Raw genomic sequence first — 19,245 nt, 5'->3', positions numbered from 1 at the left:
ACGTGACGCACCCGGTGCCTCACCCGGTGACTCCAGCAAGGATTCCGCGATCGAAGGGACGTACATGCCCATGGGTCACACGGCCACAGCCCAGGCAGGCTCCGGCGGCCTGACAGCGACCGAGCACCGCCTGGCCAACGGCCTGCGCGTGGTGCTCTCCGAGGACCACCTGACCCCGGTCGCGGCGGTGTGCCTCTGGTACGACGTCGGCTCGCGCCACGAGGTCAAGGGGCGCACCGGCCTGGCTCACCTCTTCGAGCACCTGATGTTCCAGGGCTCCGCACAGGTCAAGGGCAACGGCCACTTCGAGCTGGTGCAGGGCGCCGGCGGCTCGCTCAACGGCACCACCAGCTTCGAGCGGACCAACTACTTCGAGACCATGCCCGCCCACCAGCTGGAGCTCGCCCTCTGGCTGGAGGCCGACCGCATGGGATCCCTGCTGGCCGCCCTGGACGAGGAGTCCATGGAGAACCAGCGGGACGTCGTCAAGAACGAACGCCGCCAGCGCTACGACAACGTCCCCTACGGCACGGCCTTCGAGAAGCTGACCGCCCTCGCCTACCCCGAGGGCCACCCCTACCACCACACGCCGATCGGTTCCATGGCCGACCTGGACGCGGCGACCCTGGAGGACGCGCGCGCGTTCTTCCGCACCTACTACGCGCCGAACAACGCGGTGCTGTCGGTCGTCGGCGACATCGACCCCGAGCAGACGCTCGCCTGGATCGAGAAGTACTTCGGCTCCATCGCCTCGCACGACGGCAAGCAGCCGCCCCGGGACGGTTCGCTGCCCGACGTCATGGGCGGGCAGCTGCGCGAGGTCGTCGAGGAGGAGGTCCCGGCCCGCGCCCTGATGGCGGCGTACCGCCTGCCGGAGGACGGCACGCGCGCGTGCGACGCGGCCGACGTGGCCCTCACCGTCCTGGGCGGCGGCGAGTCGTCCCGTCTCTACAACCGGCTCGTGCGCCGCGACCGCACGGCCGTCGCCGCCGGTTTCGGCCTGCTGCGGCTCGCCGGAGCGCCGTCCCTGGGGTGGCTGGACGTCAAGACGTCCGGTGACGTCGAGGTGCCGGTCATCGAGACCGCCGTCGACGAGGAGCTGGCCCGGTTCGCCGAGGAGGGGCCCACGGCCGAGGAGATGGAGCGCGCCCAGGCTCAGCTGGAGCGGGAGTGGCTGGACCGGCTCGGCACGGTCGCGGGCCGCGCCGACGAACTGTGCCGGTACGCCGTCCTGTTCGGCGACCCGCAGCTCGCCCTCACCGCCGTGCAGCGGGTGCTCGAGGTGACCGCGGAGGAGGTCCAGGAGGTCGCCAAGGCCCGCCTGCGCCCCGACAACCGCGCGGTGCTCGTCTACGAGCCCACCGCCCCCGCCGACGCCGACGCCCACGACGAGAACGAGGAGGCGGCCAAGTGACCGAGCTCGCCACCATGGAATTCCACGACCGGCCCCAGGCCGGCGAGCCCAAGCCGTGGGCGTTCCCGGCCCCCGAGCGCGGCAGCCTGGACAACGGCCTCACCGTGCTGCGCTGCCACCGCCCCGGTCAGCAGGTCGTCGCCGTCGAGGTGCTCCTCGACGCGCCCCTGGAGGCCGAGCCGTCCGGTCTCGACGGCGTCGCCACCATCATGGCGCGCGCCTTCTCCGAGGGCACCGACAAGCACTCCGCCGAGGACTTCGCCGCCGAGCTGGAGCGCTGCGGCGCCACCCTGGACGCACACGCCGACCACCCCGGCGTCCGGCTGAGCCTCGAGGTGCCCGCCTCGCGCCTCGCCAAGGCCCTCGGTCTGCTCGCCGACGCCCTCAGGGCGCCCGCCTTCGCCGACGGCGAGGTCGAACGGCTGGTGCGCAACCGGCTCGACGAGATCCCGCACGAGCTGGCCAACCCCGCCCGCCGCGCCGCCAAGGAGCTCTCCAAGGAGCTGTTCCCGGCCGACTCGCGCATGTCGCGGCCGCGTCAGGGCACCGAGGAGACCGTCGCCGCCATCGACTCGGCGGCCGTACGCGCCTTCTACGAGCGGCACGTCCGCCCGGCGACGGCCACCGCCGTGGTCGTCGGCGACCTCACCGGCGTGGACCTCGACGCGCTGCTCGGCGACACCCTGGGCACCTGGACCGGTTCGGCCGCCGAGCCGCGCCCCGTGCCCCCGGTGACCGCCGACGACCGCGGCCGGGTGGTCATCGTCGACCGTCCCGGCGCCGTCCAGACGCAGCTGCTGATCGGCCGTACCGGCGCCGACCGGCACGACCGTGTGTGGCCCGCGCAGGTGCTCGGCACCTACTGCCTCGGCGGCACCCTCACCTCCCGTCTGGACCGCGTCCTGCGCGAGGAGAAGGGCTACACCTACGGCGTCCGGGCGTTCGGCCAGGTCCTGCGTTCCGCGCCGGACGGCACGGGCGCCTCGATGCTCGCCATCAGCGGATCCGTCGACACGCCCAACACCGGCCCGGCCCTGGAGGACCTGTGGACGGTGCTGCGCAAGCTCGCCGCGGAGGGGCTCACCGACGCCGAGCGCGACGTGGCCGTGCAGAACCTCGTCGGCGTGGCGCCGCTGAAGTACGAGACGGCGGCGGCCGTGGCGAGCACCCTGGCCGACCAGGTGGAGCAGCACCTGTCCGACGACTTCCAGGCAACGCTCTACCGTCAACTCGCCGCCACGGGCACCGTGGAGGCCACGGCGGCGGTCGTGAACGCCTTCCCGGTGGACCGCCTCGTGACGGTCCTCGTCGGCGACGCGGCGCAGATCAAGGAGCCCGTCGAGGCCCTCGGCATCGGTGAAGTCACCGTGGTGGCGGCCGAGTAGCGGCACACGCGTGCGGCGGCCCTGGTGACCGGAGTGTCACCAGGGCCGCCGTTTGTCCGGATTGGGGGAGTGATCACCGTCTGCCCTGTGGCGTGCACTACAAAATCCCTGTTGCGTTTGAGAATTGAACACAGCCGCGTTTAGCGTCGTCCGGGCTGTTCGTCAGGCAGTGCGCCGCACCCGCGGCACCGGACAGTCATCGCCGAGTCCCCGTACGGCGCGAGCCAGGGGAGCCGGGGACCCATCGCAGTCCCTGGGGTGAATCGGACGCCCGCGCCCACGGCGAGGGGGTCCGTAGGAGACCTTCCTGCTCCGAACCCGTCAGCTAACCCGGTAGGCGAGAGGGAAGGAAAGGACAAGCCTCTACATGGCGTTCACGCGCGCCACCGGGAAGCACCGCCGTCCTGGACGGGTGCACCGCACCACCGCCCGCGCCGCGGGAGTCGCGGCCCTCGCCACCACCGGTGTCGTCGGCACCCTCGCCGCTCCGGCGCTCGCCGCGGAGCCCGCGGTGGAGCAGAGCGGCATCACCCCGGTCGTCACCATCGGCGGTTCCGTGGCCGACGAGATCGACGCCCAGGCCGTCGCCCAGCGGCAGGCGGCCGTGGACGCCGCCGCCCGCGAGGCGGCCCAGGAGGCGGCCCGCGAGCGGGCGGCCGAGGCGGCCAAGGAAGCCCGCGAGGCCAAGGAGCGTGCCGCGCGCGAGGCGGAGCGCAAGCGCCTCAACACCTTCGTCGCGCCGATCACCGCCTCCTACGTCTCCACCGCCTACCAGGCCGGCAGTTCCCTGTGGTCCTCCGGCAGTCACACCGGCATCGACTTCCACGCCTCCAGCGGCACCTCCGTGCACGCGGTCGGCGTCGGCACCGTCGTCGAGGCCGGCTGGGGCGGCGCCTACGGCAACCAGGTCGTGATCAAGATGCACGACGGCACGTACACGCAGTACGGGCACCTGTCGTCGATCGGCGTCTCGGTCGGCCAGTCGGTCGACGCCGGTCAGCAGATCGGCCTCTCCGGTGCCACCGGCAACGTCACCGGGCCCCATCTGCACTTCGAGGCCCGTACGAGCCCCGAGTACGGCTCGGACATGGACCCCGTCGCCTATCTCCGTTCCCACGGCGTGAACGTCTGACAGCGGCACCCTCCCGAAAGCCCCGGCTTCCCGAGCCGGGGCTTTTCGCATTTAATAACGCTTGATTGGCCGGTGGTTGCGCAACGCGCGTCAATCGTCGACGCTTCACGGGGGTCAAAGGGGAGGTCGGTCATGCGTATTCCGGCGCATTCGGTGTGCACGGCGATCCGGGACGACATCGTCTCCGGCGTACACGGCCGCGGGAGCCGGCTCACCGAGGAACTCCTCGCCGGCCGTTACGGAGTCTCCCGGGTGCCCGTCCGCGAGGCGCTGCGCACGCTGGAGGCCGAGGGCTTCGTGGTGACCAGGCGGCACGCGGGCGCGTGCGTCGCGGAACCGACCGAGCGGGAGGCCGCCGACCTGCTGGAGGCGCGCGCGCTCCTGGAGCCGCTCGGCGCTTCCCGGGCCGCCCGGCGGCGCACCGAGGCCCACCTCAAGGTGCTGCGCGGCCTGGTCAGGTTGGGGCAGGAACGGGCCAGGCAGGGCACCGGCGACGACCTGCGCTCCCTGGGCGGCTGGTTCCACGAGACTCTCTCCCGGGCGGCCGGCAGCCCTTCTCTGACGGCGCTGCTCACCCAGCTCCGCCACAAGATCGCCTGGATGTACGTCGTGGAGGCCCCCGCCGGGCCGGTGGAGTACTGGGCGGAGCACGGCGCGATCGCCGACGCGGTGGCCCGGGGCGACGGCGAACGCGCGCGGGCGCTCATGACCCTGCACGTCGAGCGGTCGGCGTCCGCGCACCGCCTGCGCTTCGCCTCAGGCGACGGACGGACGGGACCGGTGAGGAATGTGCAACATTCCGTAAACACGGCGATCTCGCGGCGGTAACACGGGTGCCTTACACAAAAGGGTGGCTGATTTTCGGCCGTGCTTTTCCCGCTGCCTCGTAAATGTGTGGCGGGCGTGAATATCTGTCCGGTCCGGGTCGGCCGACAAAAGACGAAAGGCCCGGCCGGTGTCCGGCGAGCCTTTCGGTGCTGCTGTTCGTACTGCCGTACTGCCGTACTGCCGTACTGCCGTACTGCCGTACTGCCGTACTGCCGTACTGCCGTACTGCCGTACTGCCGTACTGCCGTACTGCTGTATTGCTGTCCCGTGCTGCTGTCCGTCAGACGGTCTCGGGAAGCTCCTCGAGCCCCTCGGCGACCAGCTTCGCCAGCCGCTCCAGGGCGGCTTCGGCACCCTCGGCGTCGGAGGCGAGGATGATCTCCTCGCCGCCCTGGGCGCCGAGGCCGAGGACGGCCAGCATGGAGGCCGCGTTGACGGGGGACCCGTCGGCCTTGGCGATCGTCACCGGGACGCCTGTGGCCGTGGCGGCTCGGACGAAGATGGAGGCGGGACGGGCGTGGAGGCCCTCGGCCCAGCCGACGTTGACGCGGCGCTCAGCCATGTGATGCTGCCCTTCGGTGTTCAGAGGCGTTGGAGTTGTCTGGACCAGGTTGTCTAGACCAGTTTCCCACATCGTGAAGCAAGCCGGGACGACCGCTGCGCCGTCCCGTCCGGTCGTCGGACCGCGGCCTCGGTCCGAGTCTCCGTCCTCCACAGACTGCCCCGCGCCGTTGTCGTACGCGAGCCGTAGTCTGGGGCCCATGCAGACCTCGTCGGACCGGCACGAGTACCCCGCCCACTGGGAAGCCGACGTGGTGCTGCGCGACGGCGGCACCGCGCGCGTCCGCCCCATCACCGTTGATGACGCCGAGCGCCTGGTCAGCTTCTACGAGCAGGTCTCCGACGAGTCGAAGTACTACCGCTTCTTCGCGCCGTACCCTCGCCTGTCCGCCAAGGACGTCCACCGCTTCACGCACCACGACTTCGTGGACCGGGTGGGACTCGCGGCCACCGTCGGCGGCGAGTTCATCGCCACCGTACGCTACGACCGGATCGGCGCCGGCGGAGCGCCCGCCCCCGCACCGGCCGACGAGGCCGAGGTCGCCTTCCTCGTCCAGGACGCCCACCAGGGGCGCGGCGTCGCCTCGGCGCTCCTGGAGCACATCGCGGCCGTGGCCCGCGAGCGCGGCATCCGCCGCTTCGCCGCCGAGGTGCTGCCCGCCAACAACAAGATGATCAAAGTCTTCATGGACGCCGGGTACACCCAGAAGCGGAGCTTCGAGGACGGCGTGGTCCGGCTGGAGTTCGATCTCGAACCCACCGACCGCTCGCTCGCCGTGCAGTACGCGCGCGAGCACCGCGCGGAGGCCCGTTCCGTCCAGCGGCTGCTGCAGCCCGGCTCGGTCGCGGTCGTCGGCGCCGGCCGCGCCCCGGGCGGCGTCGGCCGCAGCATCCTCGGCAACATCAGGGACGCGGGCTACACGGGCCGTCTGTACGCCGTGAACAGGGCCTTCCCCGAGGACCGGAAGGAGCTGGACGGGGTCCCGGCGTGCCGCTCCGTGCGCGACATCGACGGGCCCGTCGACCTCGCCGTCGTCACCGTGCCCGCCGAGCGCGTCCCCGACGCCGTCGCCGACTGCGGCGAGCACGGCGTGCAGGGACTCGTGGTGATCTCCGCCGGGTACGCCGACAGCGGTCCCGAGGGGCGCGAGCGGCAGCGCGCCCTCGTGCGGCAGGCGCGCACGTACGGCATGCGGATCATCGGACCCAACGCCTTCGGGATCATCAACACCTCACCGGACGTGCGGCTCAACGCCTCCCTCGCCCCCGAGATGCCGCGCCCCGGCCGGATCGGCCTGTTCGCCCAGTCCGGCGCCATCGGCATCGCCCTGCTCTCCCGGCTGCACCGGCGCGGCGGCGGGGTCACCGGCCACACCGGCGTCTCCACCTTCGTCTCGTCCGGCAACCGCGCCGACGTCTCCGGCAACGACGTCCTCCAGTACTGGTACGACGACCCCGAGACCGACGTCGCGCTGATGTACCTGGAGTCCATCGGCAACCCGCGCAAGTTCACCCGCCTGGCCCGGCGGACCGCGGCCGCCAAACCCCTGGTCGTGGTGCAGGGCGCCCGGCACGGCGGGGTGGCGCCGCAGGGACACGCCGTCCGGGCGACGCGGCTGCCGCACGCGACGGTCTCCGCGCTGCTGCGGCAGGCCGGCGTGATCCGGGTCGACACCATCACCGACCTGGTCGACACGGGACTGCTGCTCGCCCGCCAGCCGCTGCCCGCCGGACCGAGGGTGGCCATCCTGGGCAACTCGGAGTCCCTGGGACTGCTCACCTACGACGCGTGCCTCTCCGAAGGACTGCGCCCGCACCCTCCGCTGGACCTGACGACGGCCGCCTCGGCCGACGACTTCCACGCGGGCCTGTCCCGGGCCCTGGCCGACGACACGTGCGACGCGGTCGTCGTCACCGCCATCCCGACGGTGGGGGAGGGGGCGGCCGGGGACGCCGCACTGGCGGAGGCCCTGCGCTCGGCGGCGGCCGCGGTCCCCACCAAGCCCGTCCTCGTCGTCCACGTGGAACTGGGCGGCCTGGCGGAAGCCCTGTCGGCGGCGGCGAGCACCGCCCCGCAGGCCGCTCCGGGACCCGCCGAGGCGGCCGCGCCGGCCGCCCCGGCCCAGCAGCTGCCCGCCGTCCGCGCCCCGGAGGGCGCCCACCTCATCCCCGCCTACCCCGCCGCCGAGCGCGCCGCCCGCGCCCTCGGCCAGGCCGTCGCCTACGCCCAGTGGCGGCGCGAGGCCGCCGACCCCGGCAAGGTGCCCGAGTACGAGGACATCGACGAGAAGGGCGCGGCCGGGCAGATCGCGGGCCTCCTCGCCCGCGGACAGGGACTCACCCTCGGCGCCGAGGAGACCTGCGAGCTGCTCGGCAGGTACGGCGTCCACGTCCACCGCGCCCTGCCCGCCCCCACCCCCGACGAGGCCGTGGCCGCCGCGCGGACCCTCGGCTACCCCGTGGCCCTCAAGGCCACCGCCCCTCACCTGCGGCACCGCGCCGACCTGGGCGGCGTACGCCTCGACCTCGCCGACGAGGAGCAACTGCGGCGGGCCTACGCCGAGTTGTCCGAGCTGTTCGGCAAGCCCGAGGAGCTGCGCCCGGTGGTGCAGGGCATGGCCCCGCGCGGCGTCGACACCGTCGTACGGGCGGTCATCGACCCGGCGGCGGGAGCGGTGCTCTCCTTCGGGCTCGCCGGCGCCGCCACGCAGCTGCTCGGAGACATCGCGCACCGGCTGATCCCGGTCACCGACCGGGACGCCACCTCGCTCATCCGCTCGGTGCGCACGGCACCCCTCCTCTTCGGCTGGCGCGGCTCGGCCCCCGTCGACGCGGCGGCCCTGGAGGAGCTGCTGCTGCGGGTCTCCCGGCTGGTCGACGACCACCCGGAGGTCGTCGCCGTCACCCTGGAACCGGTCGTGGTCGCCCCGCACGGTCTGAGCGTCCTCGGCGCCTCCGTCCGCCTCGCGCCCCCTCCCGCCCGCGACGACCTGGGCCCGCGGACCCTGCCGGCCTACTGATCCGCCGGGCCCCGGCGACGGCCCGCCACGGCGCGGCGACGGCCCGGGCACGGCCCGGCGGCCTCCCGCGCGCGGCCGGGCGTGGGCCCGTGCACGTCCCGCGCACGGCCCGGGCCGGGTCCCGCGGGAGCGTCCCTCGCAGTCAGTGGGTCCCCGTAGGATGGACGGCATGGCCAAGACCAGTACGACGACCCAGGGGCTGCGAGCGGCGATCGAGCGCAGCGGCTACTACCCGGCCCTCGTGGCCGAGGCGGTGGAGGCCGCCGTGGGCGGCGAGCCCGTGCGGTCGTACCTGGTCCACCAGGAGACGACGTTCGACCAGAACGAGGTGCGCCGGCACGTGACCGTGCTGGTCCTGACCGGCAACCGCTTCATCGTCAGCCACACCGACGAGCAGGCCGCCGACGACACCTCCCCGACGCCGTACGCCACGACGTCCACGGAGTCCGTCAAGCTCGGCCGGATCTCGTCCATCGTCGTCAGCCGCGTCGTCGCCAACCCGGAGCAGTACAAGCCGGGCACGCTGCCCCGCGAGATCGTGCTGACCATCGGCTGGGGCGCCGTCTCCCGCCTCGACCTGGAGCCCGCCGCCTGCGGCGACCCCAACTGCGAGGCCGACCACGGCTACACGGGCAGTTCGACGGCCGACGACCTGAGCCTGCGCGTCAGCGAGGCCGGCGACGGACCCGAGACGGTGCGCCAGGCGCTCGTCTTCGCCCAGGCCCTGTCCGAGGCGACCGCGGACTCCGCCCGCTGATGGTGCAGCACACCGCCTGGGACACCCACCCGGAACCGCTCCCCGTCGACTCCGCCCCCGTACCCGAGTACGGCACGGGCTCCCTCGCCGACCTGCTGCCCACCCTGGCCGCCGGCCTCGGCGTCCCCGGCATGACCGCGGGCATCACCGAGCTGACCCCGGCCGACCGCAACTGCGTCTTCCTGATCGACGGCCTCGGCTGGGAGCAGCTGCGCGCCCACCCGGACTACGCCCCCTTCCTCAGCTCGCTGCTGGACAGCTCGCGCGGCGGCACCGGGCGCCCCATCACGGCCGGCTACCCGGCGACCACCGCCACCTCCCTCGCCTCCGTCGGCACCGGCCTGCCGCCGGGCGCCCACGGCCTGCCCGGCTACACGGTGCGCGATCCCGCCACCGGCGCGCTGATGAACCAGCTGCGCTGGCAGCCGTGGACCGCGCCCGGCCCCTGGCAGCCGTACCCGACCGTCTTCGGCCTCGCCCACGAGGCGGGCGTGCACGCCGCCCAGGTCTCCTCCCCGGCCTTCGCCAACACGCCGCTGACCAAGGTCGCGCTCAGCGGCGGCGAGTTCCACGGACGCCTGTCCGGCGAGGACCGGATGGACTGCGCCGCCGAGCAGCTGGCCCGCGCCGACCGCGCCCTCGTCTACACCTACTACGCCGAGGTCGACGGCGCCGGCCACCGCTTCGGCGTCGACTCCGACACCTGGCGCGGCCGGCTCGGGCACGTCGACCGGCTCGTCCAGCGCCTCGCCGAGCAGCTGCCGCCGCGCAGCGCCCTGTACGTCACCGCCGACCACGGCATGATCGACGTGCCGTTCGACGAGGACCACCGCATCGACTTCGACGAGGACTGGGAGCTGAAGGCGGGCGTCGCCCTCCTCGGCGGCGAGGGCCGCGCCCGCCACGTCTACGCCGTCCCGGGTGCGCGGGGCGACGTGCTGGCCTGCTGGCGCGAGGTGCTCGGCGAGCAGTTCTGGGTCGCCTCGCGGGACGAGGCGGTCGCGGCGGGCTGGTTCGGCCCCCGCATCGACGACCGGGTGTACGAGCGCATCGGCGACGTGGTCGCCGCCGCGCGCGACGACGTCCTGCTCATCGCCTCCGAGCGGGAGCCCAAGGAGTCGGCGATGGTCGGCAACCACGGCTCGATGACCCCCGCCGAGCAGCTCGTCCCGCTGCTCGAAGTACGCTCCTGACCCCGCACGCCCCCTCCGCCGAAAGGTGCCCAACCCCTCATGCCCGAGCTGGTGTTCTTCTCCGGAACGATGGACTGCGGGAAGTCGACACTGGCTCTCCAGATCGAGCACAACCGCTCGGCGCGCGGCCTGGCCGGGATGATCTTCACCCGTGACGACCGCGCCGGCGAGGGCAAGCTCTCCTCCCGCCTCGGCCTGGTCACCGACGCGGTCGAGGTCGGCGACGGCCAGGACCTGTACGCCCACATCGTCGATCACCTCTCGCAGGGCGGCCGGGTGGACTACGTGATCGCGGACGAGGCGCAGTTCCTCGCGCCGGACCAGATCGACCAGCTCGCGCGCGTGGTGGACGACCTCGACGTCGACGTGTACGCCTTCGGCATCACCACGGACTTCCGCTCCAAGCTCTTCCCCGGATCCCAGCGCCTGGTGGAACTGGCCGACCGGGTGGAGGTGCTCCAGGTCGAGGCCCTGTGCTGGTGCGGCGCCCGCGCCACGCACAACGCCCGTACCGTGGGCGGCGTGATGGTCGTCGAGGGCGCCCAGGTGGTCGTCGGCGACGTCGCCCAGTCCCCCGACGAGATCGGTTACGAGGTGCTGTGCCGACGTCACCACCGGCGCCGTACGACCGCCGCGACGGCCCGGGCGGCGGCGCTGTCGCCGGACGTGCTGCCGGTGTCGTCCGGCTGAGGCCCGCCCGCCGCGCCGGCCGTCGCCGCCCGGCTCACCGGTGGCCGTGCAGCAGCGTGAACCGCGCCCCCTCCGGGTCCGCCACCGTCGCCGCCCGGCCGCGGGGCGTGTCCCGGGCCGGGGTGAGGACGTGCCCGCCCAGGTCGACGAGTCGCGCGACGGACGCGTCCGTGTCGGCCACTTCGAAGTACGTCATCCAGTGCGGCCCCCGGTCGCGCGGCAGGGTGTCCCCGACGCCGTGGACACCGGCGACGGGGTGGCCGTCGAGGCGCAGGGTGACGTGGTCGCGGCCGGTGGAGCGCTCGGGGACCAGCTCGAAGCCGAACACCGTCTCGTAGAACGTGGCGACGCTCGCCGTCTCGTAGGTCAGCAGCTCGTTCCACGCCGGCGTGCCGGGCACACCGGTGACGGCCGCGCCCAGGTGGGCGGCCGCCTGCCAGATGCCGAAGACGGCGCCCGACGGGTCGGAGCCGAGGGCCAGGCGGCCCGCCTCACTCGCGTCGAGCGGGCCGACGCCGATCGTGCCGCCGCACAGGCGCACCGTCCCGGCCGTCCGGTCGACGTCGTCGGAGGCGAAGTACGGGGTCCAGGCGATGGGCAGTTGCCGGTCCGGGGGCAGCTGCCCGATGCCGGCCACCTCCCGCCCGTCGAGCAGGGCCCGCGCGTACGGGCCCAGTTGCTGGGGACCCGGCCGGAACTCCCAGCCGAACAGGGCTCCGTAGAAGTCGTGGGTGGCCGCAGGTCCGTGCACCATCAGACTCACCCAGCAGGGTGTGCCGGGCGCGCGCCGGGCGTTCGTCTCGCCGGTCCGGCTGTCCGATCCCCGTGCGTCGGTCATCGTCACCCTCTTCTCGACCCTTCGCGGGCCGTGCGTCCGCTTCCGCTCCGACGGGCTCGCGCGGCCTGCGCACCGAAAGCGGCACCGGATCCGGTGCGGGTTTCGGGCAGGTTCGCGCGCGTGAGGGCAGCCCGCCCTGCCCGGGCAGTACAGCATGTGCCCGAACCCGTACGCCTCGTGACCGGTACTGTCCGGCGGGCAGAGTAGCCGGACATCGACGCCTCGGCCACTCGGTACGCCAGGATGGAGCCATGAATGCCATCATCTCCGCATCCGAACTCGCCGGTGAACTGGCGGGCGCACACCCGCCGGTACTGCTCGACGTCCGCTGGCAGCTGAGCACGGCGAAGGCGGCCGGCGCCCCGCCGTTCGACGGCCGGGCCGCGTACGCGGCCGGACACCTCCCCGGTGCCGTCTTCGTCGACCTGGACAGGGAACTCGCCTCCGCGCCCGGCGCGGGCGGGCGGCACCCGCTGCCCGACCTCGGGGAGTTCGGCGCCGCGATGCGCCGGGCGGGTGTCTCGGGGGCGCGGCCGGTCGTCGTCTACGACGGCGGACAGGGATGGGCGGCGGCCCGGGCCTGGTGGCTGCTGCACTGGACGGGTCACCCGAACGTGCGGGTCCTCGACGGCGGGTTGCCGTCCTGGCGGGCGCCGCTGTCGACGGACGTGCCGGCTCCCGCGCCGGGCGACTTCGCGCCGGTGCCGGGTGCGGCGGGACTGCTGGACGCGGACGGGGCCGCGGCGCTGGCCCGGTCCGGGGTGCTGTTCGACGCCCGCGCGGGGGAGCGCTACCGGGGCGAGGTCGAGCCGATCGACCCGGTCGGCGGACACATCCCGGGCGCCGTGTCCGCGCCCACGTCCGACAACGTGGCTCCCGACGGCCGCTTCCTGCCCGCCGAGGAACTCCGGGCGCGGTTCAAGACCCTGGGCGCCACGGAGGATGGCGCGGTCGGCGTGTACTGCGGTTCGGGCGTGTCGGGCGCCCACGAGGTGCTCGCCCTGGCGGTGGCCGGCATTCCGGCGGCGCTGTACGTGGGCTCGTGGTCCGAGTGGTCCTCGGACCCGGACCGACCGGTCGCGGTGGGTCCCGATCCGCAGTAGGACGGCGCCCGGCGGTCGCGGTCAAGGCGTGACGGCGCAGGGGGCGGGGGCCGCGCCCGGGCAGGCACGGCCCCCGCCCCCTTTCACTCACCTCGGGCGGGGCCCGGTCACTCCTGCTTCTTGCGCCGTGTCCCGAAGACGATCTCGTCCCAGCTCGGCACCGCCGCACGGCGGCCCGGGCGGACGCCGTCGGCCTCGGCCTGGCGGTCGGTGGAACCGGTGAGGCGGTCGCGGTGGCTGGCCACCGACCGCGGCATGAGCACGTCCGCGTAGGCGGACCCGGCCGACGCCGCGGGCGCGGGAGGCTCCTCCACCTCGGGTTCCTCGACGGGCTCCTCCACCGGGTCGGGAGCGCGCTCGGGCACCACCAGGTCGCCGCGGAAGCTCGGTACGGCCTCCAGCAGGCTGGTGAGCGAGTCGCGTTCGCGCTCGGCCGAGGCGGTGACCACGGTGTCGTCGGCCGGCTCGGCCGGCGGCGGCGGGGGCAGACTCGGCCGCTCGCGCTGCTCCCGGTCGAGGGTGCGGTCCAGCGGCCGGTCGCGCGGCAGTCTGGCGATGCGCGGCACGAACGGGAAACTGGGCTCGGCCGCGGCGAGATCGTCGGACTCGCCGATCAGCGCGCGTGCCTCCGCGTCGACGGCCTGGACGAGCCGCCGGGGCGGGTCGTACGTCCAGCTCGCCGAGTGCGGTTCGCCCGCGACCAGGTAGACCAGCAGCACTTCCCAGGTGCCGTCGTCGCGGCGCCAGGAGTCCCACTGGACGGTGTCCTTGTCGGCGCCGCGCAGCAGCAGCCGCTCCTGGACGGCCTCGCCGAGGGGCGGTCCGGAGTTCTCGCCGGGGCGGCGGACGGGGGTCTTGCGGGCTCGCTCCGCCATGAAGGCGCGCTCGGCCAGCACGGGGCCCTCGAAACGCCGTACGCGATCGACGGGGATGCCGGCCATCTGGGCGACCTCTTCGGCGGTCGCGCCGGCTCGTATACGTGCCTGGATGTCGCGGGGGCGGAGATGACTCTCCACCTCGATCTCGATCTGGCCGAGGCGGGGACGGTCGCCGCGCACGGCGGCCCGGAGTCGCTCGTCGATCGGAAGCGTGTACTCCGTGCTGTCCGCAGCCTTCAGCACCAGCCGTGTGCCGTCATTCGAGACGGCCACGACACGCAGTTCGGGCATGGGGACCTCCCGGGTGGTGCCTGCCGACGTCACGTGCGTCGCTGCTTCCGCTCTGTCGAGTGTGGCCTGCCCGGGTGCAGGCTGCCACAACCTTGCCGAGTTGCCCGGCGTGTCGGGCGCGGGCCCTGGATCGCCGTTATGGCACGGTTACCTATTCGCAACGCTGAGTGACCAACTCCGTCACCCTGTGCAACTAGCCCCCTCCCGGCGGTCCTTCAAGGGGTCGAGCCCCCGTCGGGAGTCCGGCTCCAGGGCTCGCAACAGTACTCCATTCGGGCCACGTGCGTGGATTGGCGCGCCGTCCGACTTACGGCAAGAGGCCACGCCCGGCCATCGCCGGCGCGGTCCCCGCGATCTTGGACGTGGCGTACTTCACGCAATCACCAGAAACGGAACTAATGGTTTCGGCCGCACGTCCCTTTCTCGTGCAGTTGATCGCTCCCGTAGGGGAAAGGAAGGCAAGGTCCGAGGATGCGTGAAAGGTCCGATGACGCAGGTGAGGCGGACGTGGGTTCGAAGGGGGAGTCCAAGCGGATCGACCTGAGCGTGCCCCAGGTGGCGGGCAGTGCCCTGGCCGCGGTGGTGGCCGCCAAACTCGCCTCCTCCTTCGGCGTCTACGGCACGATCGTCGGCGCCGGTCTGATCAGTGTCGTCGCCACCTGCGGCGGCTCGGTGCTCCAGCACTTCTTCAAGCGCACCGGGGAGCAGATCCGGGTGAAGCGCACCGTCGCCACGGTGCGGACCGCGGGGCGTGCCGCCTCGGTCTCCGACGCGGCGCCGGCCTCGGCCTCGGCCGCGGGTCCGGGTGCCGGACCGGAGCCGGGACCCGGCGGCGGGTTCACCGCGGGCACCGTCTACCGCGCCCGGGCCAAGAGCTGGCGGCGCCCGCTGGTCGCGGCCGCCCTCGTCTTCGGCGTGACCATGGCCGGGATCACCGCGTACGAGGTCGCCTCCGGCCAGAGCCTGAGCGGCGGCCACAGCACCACCGTGACAAGCGCCTTCACAGGTCACAACAAGTCCGCGACGGATTCCGGCGGTTCCGGCGACTCCGACGGTCCCGGCGGCTCGGACGACGCGCCGGACGACCGTGGTTCGGAGGGTCCCGGTGACACGGGTGACGCGAAGGACTCCGGTTCCGGCAGCGACGCCCCCGCCTCCACCCCCTCCGGAAGCGCGGACGGCGGCGCCGCGGAGAACGGCGGCACGGAGAACGGCGGCGCGGGTTCCAGTCCCGCGCCCACCCCGGACGCCACCGGCGACGAGGACGCCGGTGACTCCGCGACCCCGGACCCGGGCGCGTCGGCTACGGCCCCAGCACCCGGCGCAAGTAGTCGTTCAGGAACAGGCGCTCCGGGTCAAGACGGTCCCGCAGCGCCGTGAACTCGCCGAAGCGGGGGTACACCCGGGAGAAGTACTCGGCGTCCCGGGTGTGGACCTTGCCCCAGTGCGGACGGCCCTCGTGCGCCGTGAAGATGCGCTCGGCCGCGGTGAAGTACGCCTGGTAGGGCGTGCCCCGGAACATGTGCACGGCGATGTACGCGCTGTCGCGCCCCGATGCGGTGGACAGGGTGATGTCGTCGGCCGGCGCCGTGCGCACCTCGACCGGGAAGCTGATCCGCAGCCGCGACCGGTCGACCATCGCCCTCAGCTCGCGCAGCGCCTCGACGACGGCCTCGCGCGGGACGGCGTACTCCATCTCCACGAACCGCACCCGGCGCGGGGAGGTGAAGACCTTGTACGGCGCGTCCGTGTAGGTCCGTGCGGACAGTGCCCTGCTGGAGACCCGGGCGATCGCCGGGATGGTGGCGGGCGCCGCACGGCCGACCCAGTTCACCGCCTGGAAGAGGCCGTTGGACAGGAACTCGTCGTCCAGCCAGCCCTGCAACCGGCCCACCGGCTGCTCCGGACCCGCGCTGCGGTTGTTGCGCTTGGTGTTGGTGCTGCCGGTGTGCGGGAACCAGTAGAACTCGAAGTGCTCGTTCTCCGACCACAGCTCGTCGAAGTCGGCCAGGACCCGGTCGAACGGCATCGGTTCCTCGCGGGCCGTGAGCAGGAAGATCGGCTCGACGGCGAAAGTGATCGCGGTGACGACGCCGAGCGCGCCGAGGCCGATCCGGGCGGCGGCGAACACGTCGGGGTTCTCGTCCGCGGAGCAGGTCAGCACCGAGCCGTCCGCCGTGACCAGTTCGAGACCGCGGATCTGGGCGGCGATCGAGGCGGAGTCCCGGCCCGTTCCGTGGGTGCCGGTGCTGGTGGCCCCGGACACCGTCTGCTCCATGATGTCGCCCATGTTCGTCAGCGACAGGCCCTCCCGCGCGAGCGCCAGGTTGAGCCTCTTGAGCGGGGTGCCCGCCTCGACCGTGACCGTCATGGCGTCGCGATCGATGTCGCGGATGCCCGTCAGCAGGTGAGGGCGGATCAGCACGCCGTCCGTCGCGGCTATCGACGTGAAGGAGTGCCCGGTGCCCACCGGCTTGACCCGCAGCCCGTCCTCGGCCGCCCTGCGGACGGCGCCGGCCAGTTCGTCGACGGAGGCGGGAGCGACCTCCCGCGCGGGCCGTGCGGAGACGTTCCCGCCCCAGTTACGCCAGGTGCCGTTCCGGCTGCCCGGCCTTCCGCTCTTCCTGCCGTTCGCCGTGCGTGTGCTGCTCAACGGTCCCTCCCCGACGCGGTTCCGGCCGCTTGAGCCGGCGGTACCCGAGGAAACCGACCGCGACCGCGACGACCCCGGCCACCGCCGGAACCCCGTACCCGGCACGCGCCCCGGAGGCGTCGATCACCCAGCCGCCCGCGGAGGAGCCGAGCGCGACCCCGACCGCGAGTCCGGTACTCACCCAGGTCATGCCCTCGGTGAGCTGCGTGCGTGGTACGTGCTCTTCGATGAGGGACATCGTCGTGATCATCGTGGGAGCGATGGACAGACCCGCAACGAACAGCGCCGCGGCCAGAAACGGCAAGTTTCCGACCAGTAGGAGGGGGATCATACTCACGGCCATCGCACACACGCCCAGGAGCCAGCGGCGCTCGGGCGGTCCGGCGAAGCGCAGCAGCCCGAAGATCATGGCCGCCGTGCACGATCCGGCCGCGTAGAGGGCGAGGACGAGGCTGGCGGCGGCCTTGTGCCCCTCCTCCTCGGCGAACGCGACGGTGACCACGTCGATGGCCCCGAAGATCGTCCCCGTCGCCGCGAACGTGCCGACCAGGACCTGGAGGCCCCGCGAGCGCAGGGCGGTGCCGCCGCCCTTGTGCTCACGCGGGTGCGGCGCCGGCTCGGTGGCGCGCTGCGAGGTCAGCCAGAAGACGCCGGTCGCCAGGAAGCAGGCGGCGAGCAGCGGACCGGCCTCCGGGAACCAGGCGGTGGACAGGCCGATGGAGATGATCGGGCCGAAGATGAAGCAGACCTCGTCCACCACGGACTCGAAGGAGTACGCGGTGTGCAGCTGCGGCGTGCCCCGGTACAGGGCCGCCCAGCGGGCCCTGACCATCGCGCCGAGGCTCGGCACGCAGCCGATGCCGACGCAGGCGACGAACAGCACCCAGTCCGGCCACCCGTAGTGCGCGGCCGGCAGCAGCACCGCCGCCGCGGTCAGCGAGACCAGGGTCGCCGGACGCAGCACCCGGCGCTGCCCGTACCGGTCCACCAGGCGGGAGACCTGGGGTCCGGCCACGGCGGCGGCGAGCGCGATGGTGGCCGACAGCGCGCCGGCCAGTCCGTACCGGCCGGTGAGCTGCGAGATCATCGTCACCACGCCGATGCCCATCATCGACAGCGGCATCCGGCCGAGGAGGCCCGCGGCGGAGAAGCCCTTGGTGCCGGGCACGGCGAACAGGGCGCGGTAGGGACTGGCCAACGAGGTCTCCGGAAGCGGTTCAGTGACTGCTGGACGGCGGGTGCGTAAGGTGCGAACGCAGCTGATACAGATTACTCGCCCCCGCGTTCGGAAACACCCCCTAGGACCTGGCGGAACACACGGGCGGTACCCCGTCGTTTCCTCGCCGTCAGTGGCGGGTGGCAGGATCGAGACATGCCAGACGTGCTCGATGCCAGCCCCTACGACGCCCTGCTCCTGCTCTCGTTCGGCGGCCCGGAGGGCCCGGACGACGTGGTCCCGTTCCTGGAGAACGTGACCCGGGGGCGCGGCATCCCCAAGGAACGCCTCAAGGAAGTCGGACAGCACTACTTCCTCTTCGGCGGAGTCAGCCCCATCAACGACCAGAACCGCGTCCTGCTGGACGCCCTGCGCAAGGACTTCGCCGAGCACGGTCTGGACCTGCCCCTCTACTGGGGCAACCGCAACTGGGCGCCGTACCTGACGGACACCCTGCGCGAGATGGTCCGCGACGGCCGCCGCCGCATCCTGGTCCTCGCCACCAGCGCCTACGCCTCGTACTCCGGCTGCCGCCAGTACCGCGAGAACCTCGCGGACGCGCTCGCCACGCTCCAGGCCGAGGGCCTGGAGCTGCCGGAGGTCGACAAGCTCCGGCACTACTTCAACCACCCCGGCTTCGTCGAGCCCATGGTCGACGGGGTCGTCCGCTCCCTCGCCGAGCTGCCGGAGGAGGTCCGGGACGGCGCGCACCTCGCGTTCTGCACCCACTCGATCCCCACCTCCGCCGCCGACACCTCGGGGCCGGTCGAGGAGCACGGCGACGGCGGGGCGTACGTGCGCCAGCACCTGGACGTGGCACGGCTGATCGCCGACGCCGTCCGCGAGCGCACCGGCGTCGACCACCCGTGGCAGCTCGTCTACCAGTCGCGCTCGGGCGCCCCGCACATCCCGTGGCTGGAGCCCGACATCTGCGACCACCTGGAGGAGCGGCACGCGGCCGGAGCCCCCGCCGTGGTGATGGCGCCCATCGGGTTCGTCTCCGACCACATGGAGGTCCTGTACGACCTCGACACGGAGGCCACCGCCAAGGCCGCGGAGCTGGGGCTGCCGGTGCGCCGCTCGGCCACCGTGGGAGCCGACCCCCGGTTCGCCGCCGCGGTGCGCGAGCTGGTCCTGGAGCGGGCCACCACCGAGCGCGGGCAGGACGTCGCGCCGTGCGCCCTCGGGACCCTGGGCGCGAGCCACGACCTGTGCCCGGTCGGCTGCTGCCCCGCCCGCGCCCCCCGGCCCGCCGCCGCGGGCGCCGACAGTCCCTACGCGTGAGG

Annotated in this window: 16 protein-coding genes and 1 riboswitch; of the genes, 11 read left to right on the top strand and 5 right to left on the bottom strand. The window is 73.3% G+C overall.

The window, feature by feature from the left end; genetic code table 11:
• The first annotated feature begins 64 nt into the window (after nt 1–64).
• The 4 genes from ACIBCJ_RS24490 to ACIBCJ_RS24475 all read left to right on the top strand — a co-directional run bounded on the left by ACIBCJ_RS24490 (nt 65) and on the right by ACIBCJ_RS24475 (nt 4,759).
• Nucleotides 65–1,414 carry a pitrilysin family protein gene (locus ACIBCJ_RS24490; protein WP_362101309.1) on the top strand — a complete coding sequence of 450 codons (1,350 nt, stop codon included), beginning with the start codon at nt 65–67 and terminating at the stop codon, nt 1,412–1,414.
• The gene (locus ACIBCJ_RS24485; protein ID WP_365978426.1) at nt 1,411–2,799 is read left to right on the top strand and encodes a pitrilysin family protein; all 1,389 of its coding nucleotides are present in this window, start codon (nt 1,411–1,413) and stop codon (nt 2,797–2,799) included. The genes ACIBCJ_RS24490 and ACIBCJ_RS24485 overlap by 4 nt, the downstream gene beginning before the upstream one ends.
• 190 nt (nt 2,800–2,989) lie before the next feature.
• Nucleotides 2,990–3,154, top strand: a riboswitch (cyclic di-AMP (ydaO/yuaA leader).
• A 12-nt stretch (nt 3,155–3,166) separates the two neighbouring features.
• The gene (locus ACIBCJ_RS24480; protein ID WP_362101303.1) at nt 3,167–3,931 is read left to right on the top strand and encodes a M23 family metallopeptidase; all 765 of its coding nucleotides are present in this window, start codon (nt 3,167–3,169) and stop codon (nt 3,929–3,931) included.
• Nucleotides 3,932–4,063: 132 nt separating this feature from the next.
• The gene (locus ACIBCJ_RS24475) at nt 4,064–4,759 is read left to right on the top strand and encodes a GntR family transcriptional regulator (RefSeq protein ID WP_362511148.1); all 696 of its coding nucleotides are present in this window, start codon (nt 4,064–4,066) and stop codon (nt 4,757–4,759) included.
• 280 nt (nt 4,760–5,039) lie between these two features.
• On the opposite strand, the gene ACIBCJ_RS24470 is transcribed toward ACIBCJ_RS24475, so the two are convergent.
• Complete coding sequence (locus tag ACIBCJ_RS24470) at nt 5,040–5,321, bottom strand: HPr family phosphocarrier protein (protein WP_133890157.1); 282 nt, start codon at nt 5,319–5,321, stop codon at nt 5,040–5,042.
• Nucleotides 5,322–5,520: 199 nt separating this feature from the next.
• Between ACIBCJ_RS24470 and ACIBCJ_RS24465 the strand changes: the two genes are divergently transcribed.
• From ACIBCJ_RS24465 to ACIBCJ_RS24450, 4 genes are all read left to right on the top strand, one after another.
• Nucleotides 5,521–8,340: a GNAT family N-acetyltransferase gene (locus ACIBCJ_RS24465; RefSeq protein WP_365978425.1), complete on the top strand. Its 2,820-nt coding sequence runs from the start codon at nt 5,521–5,523 to the stop codon at nt 8,338–8,340.
• A 160-nt stretch (nt 8,341–8,500) separates the two neighbouring features.
• Entirely contained in the window at nt 8,501–9,097 is a 597-nt protein-coding gene (locus ACIBCJ_RS24460) for a DUF5998 family protein (RefSeq protein WP_362101294.1), read from the top strand.
• Entirely contained in the window at nt 9,097–10,290 is a 1,194-nt protein-coding gene (locus tag ACIBCJ_RS24455; RefSeq protein WP_365978424.1) for a nucleotide pyrophosphatase/phosphodiesterase family protein, read from the top strand. Before ACIBCJ_RS24460 ends, ACIBCJ_RS24455 begins: the two co-directional genes overlap by 1 nt.
• A 39-nt stretch (nt 10,291–10,329) precedes the next feature.
• Complete coding sequence (locus tag ACIBCJ_RS24450; protein ID WP_362511154.1) at nt 10,330–10,980, top strand: thymidine kinase; 651 nt, start codon at nt 10,330–10,332, stop codon at nt 10,978–10,980.
• Nucleotides 10,981–11,014: 34 nt separating this feature from the next.
• Here ACIBCJ_RS24450 and ACIBCJ_RS24445 read toward each other — a convergent pair whose 3' ends face one another.
• Nucleotides 11,015–11,818: a VOC family protein gene (locus ACIBCJ_RS24445; protein ID WP_365978423.1), complete on the bottom strand. Its 804-nt coding sequence runs from the start codon at nt 11,816–11,818 to the stop codon at nt 11,015–11,017.
• Nucleotides 11,819–12,069: 251 nt separating this feature from the next.
• On the opposite strand from ACIBCJ_RS24445, the gene ACIBCJ_RS24440 reads away from it, so the two are divergent.
• Nucleotides 12,070–12,921 (top strand): sulfurtransferase, encoded by an 852-nt coding sequence (locus ACIBCJ_RS24440; RefSeq protein ID WP_362511160.1) that lies wholly within the window; start codon nt 12,070–12,072, stop codon nt 12,919–12,921.
• A gap of 107 nt (nt 12,922–13,028) precedes the next feature.
• On the opposite strand, the gene sepH is transcribed toward ACIBCJ_RS24440, so the two are convergent.
• Nucleotides 13,029–14,090, bottom strand: coding sequence for a septation protein SepH (gene sepH, locus ACIBCJ_RS24435; protein ID WP_365978421.1), 1,062 nt, complete (start codon nt 14,088–14,090; stop codon nt 13,029–13,031).
• 471 nt (nt 14,091–14,561) lie between these two features.
• Here sepH and ACIBCJ_RS24430 point away from each other — a divergent pair, with 471 nt between their 5' ends.
• Nucleotides 14,562–15,470 carry a hypothetical protein gene (locus ACIBCJ_RS24430; protein ID WP_365978420.1) on the top strand — a complete coding sequence of 303 codons (909 nt, stop codon included), beginning with the start codon at nt 14,562–14,564 and terminating at the stop codon, nt 15,468–15,470.
• Here ACIBCJ_RS24430 and ACIBCJ_RS24425 read toward each other — a convergent pair.
• Nucleotides 15,394–16,743, bottom strand: a complete 1,350-nt coding sequence (locus ACIBCJ_RS24425) for a D-arabinono-1,4-lactone oxidase (RefSeq protein ID WP_362511169.1) — start codon at nt 16,741–16,743, stop codon at nt 15,394–15,396. The genes ACIBCJ_RS24430 and ACIBCJ_RS24425 overlap by 77 nt on opposite strands.
• Nucleotides 16,673–17,941 carry an MFS transporter gene (locus tag ACIBCJ_RS24420; protein ID WP_362511172.1) on the bottom strand — a complete coding sequence of 423 codons (1,269 nt, stop codon included), beginning with the start codon at nt 17,939–17,941 and terminating at the stop codon, nt 16,673–16,675. The genes ACIBCJ_RS24425 and ACIBCJ_RS24420 overlap by 71 nt, the downstream gene beginning before the upstream one ends.
• 174 nt (nt 17,942–18,115) lie before the next feature.
• Here ACIBCJ_RS24420 and ACIBCJ_RS24415 point away from each other — a divergent pair, with 174 nt between their 5' ends.
• On the top strand, nt 18,116–19,243 hold the full coding sequence (locus ACIBCJ_RS24415) for a ferrochelatase (RefSeq protein ID WP_362511175.1): 1,128 nt from the start codon (nt 18,116–18,118) through the stop codon (nt 19,241–19,243).
• Nucleotides 19,244–19,245 lie beyond the last annotated feature (2 nt).

It is taken from the genome of Streptomyces sp. NPDC051136 (assembly GCF_044455745.1).
GTDB lineage: Bacteria > Actinomycetota > Actinomycetes > Streptomycetales > Streptomycetaceae > Streptomyces.
This window is presented reverse-complemented; position numbering and strand designations above follow the sequence as displayed.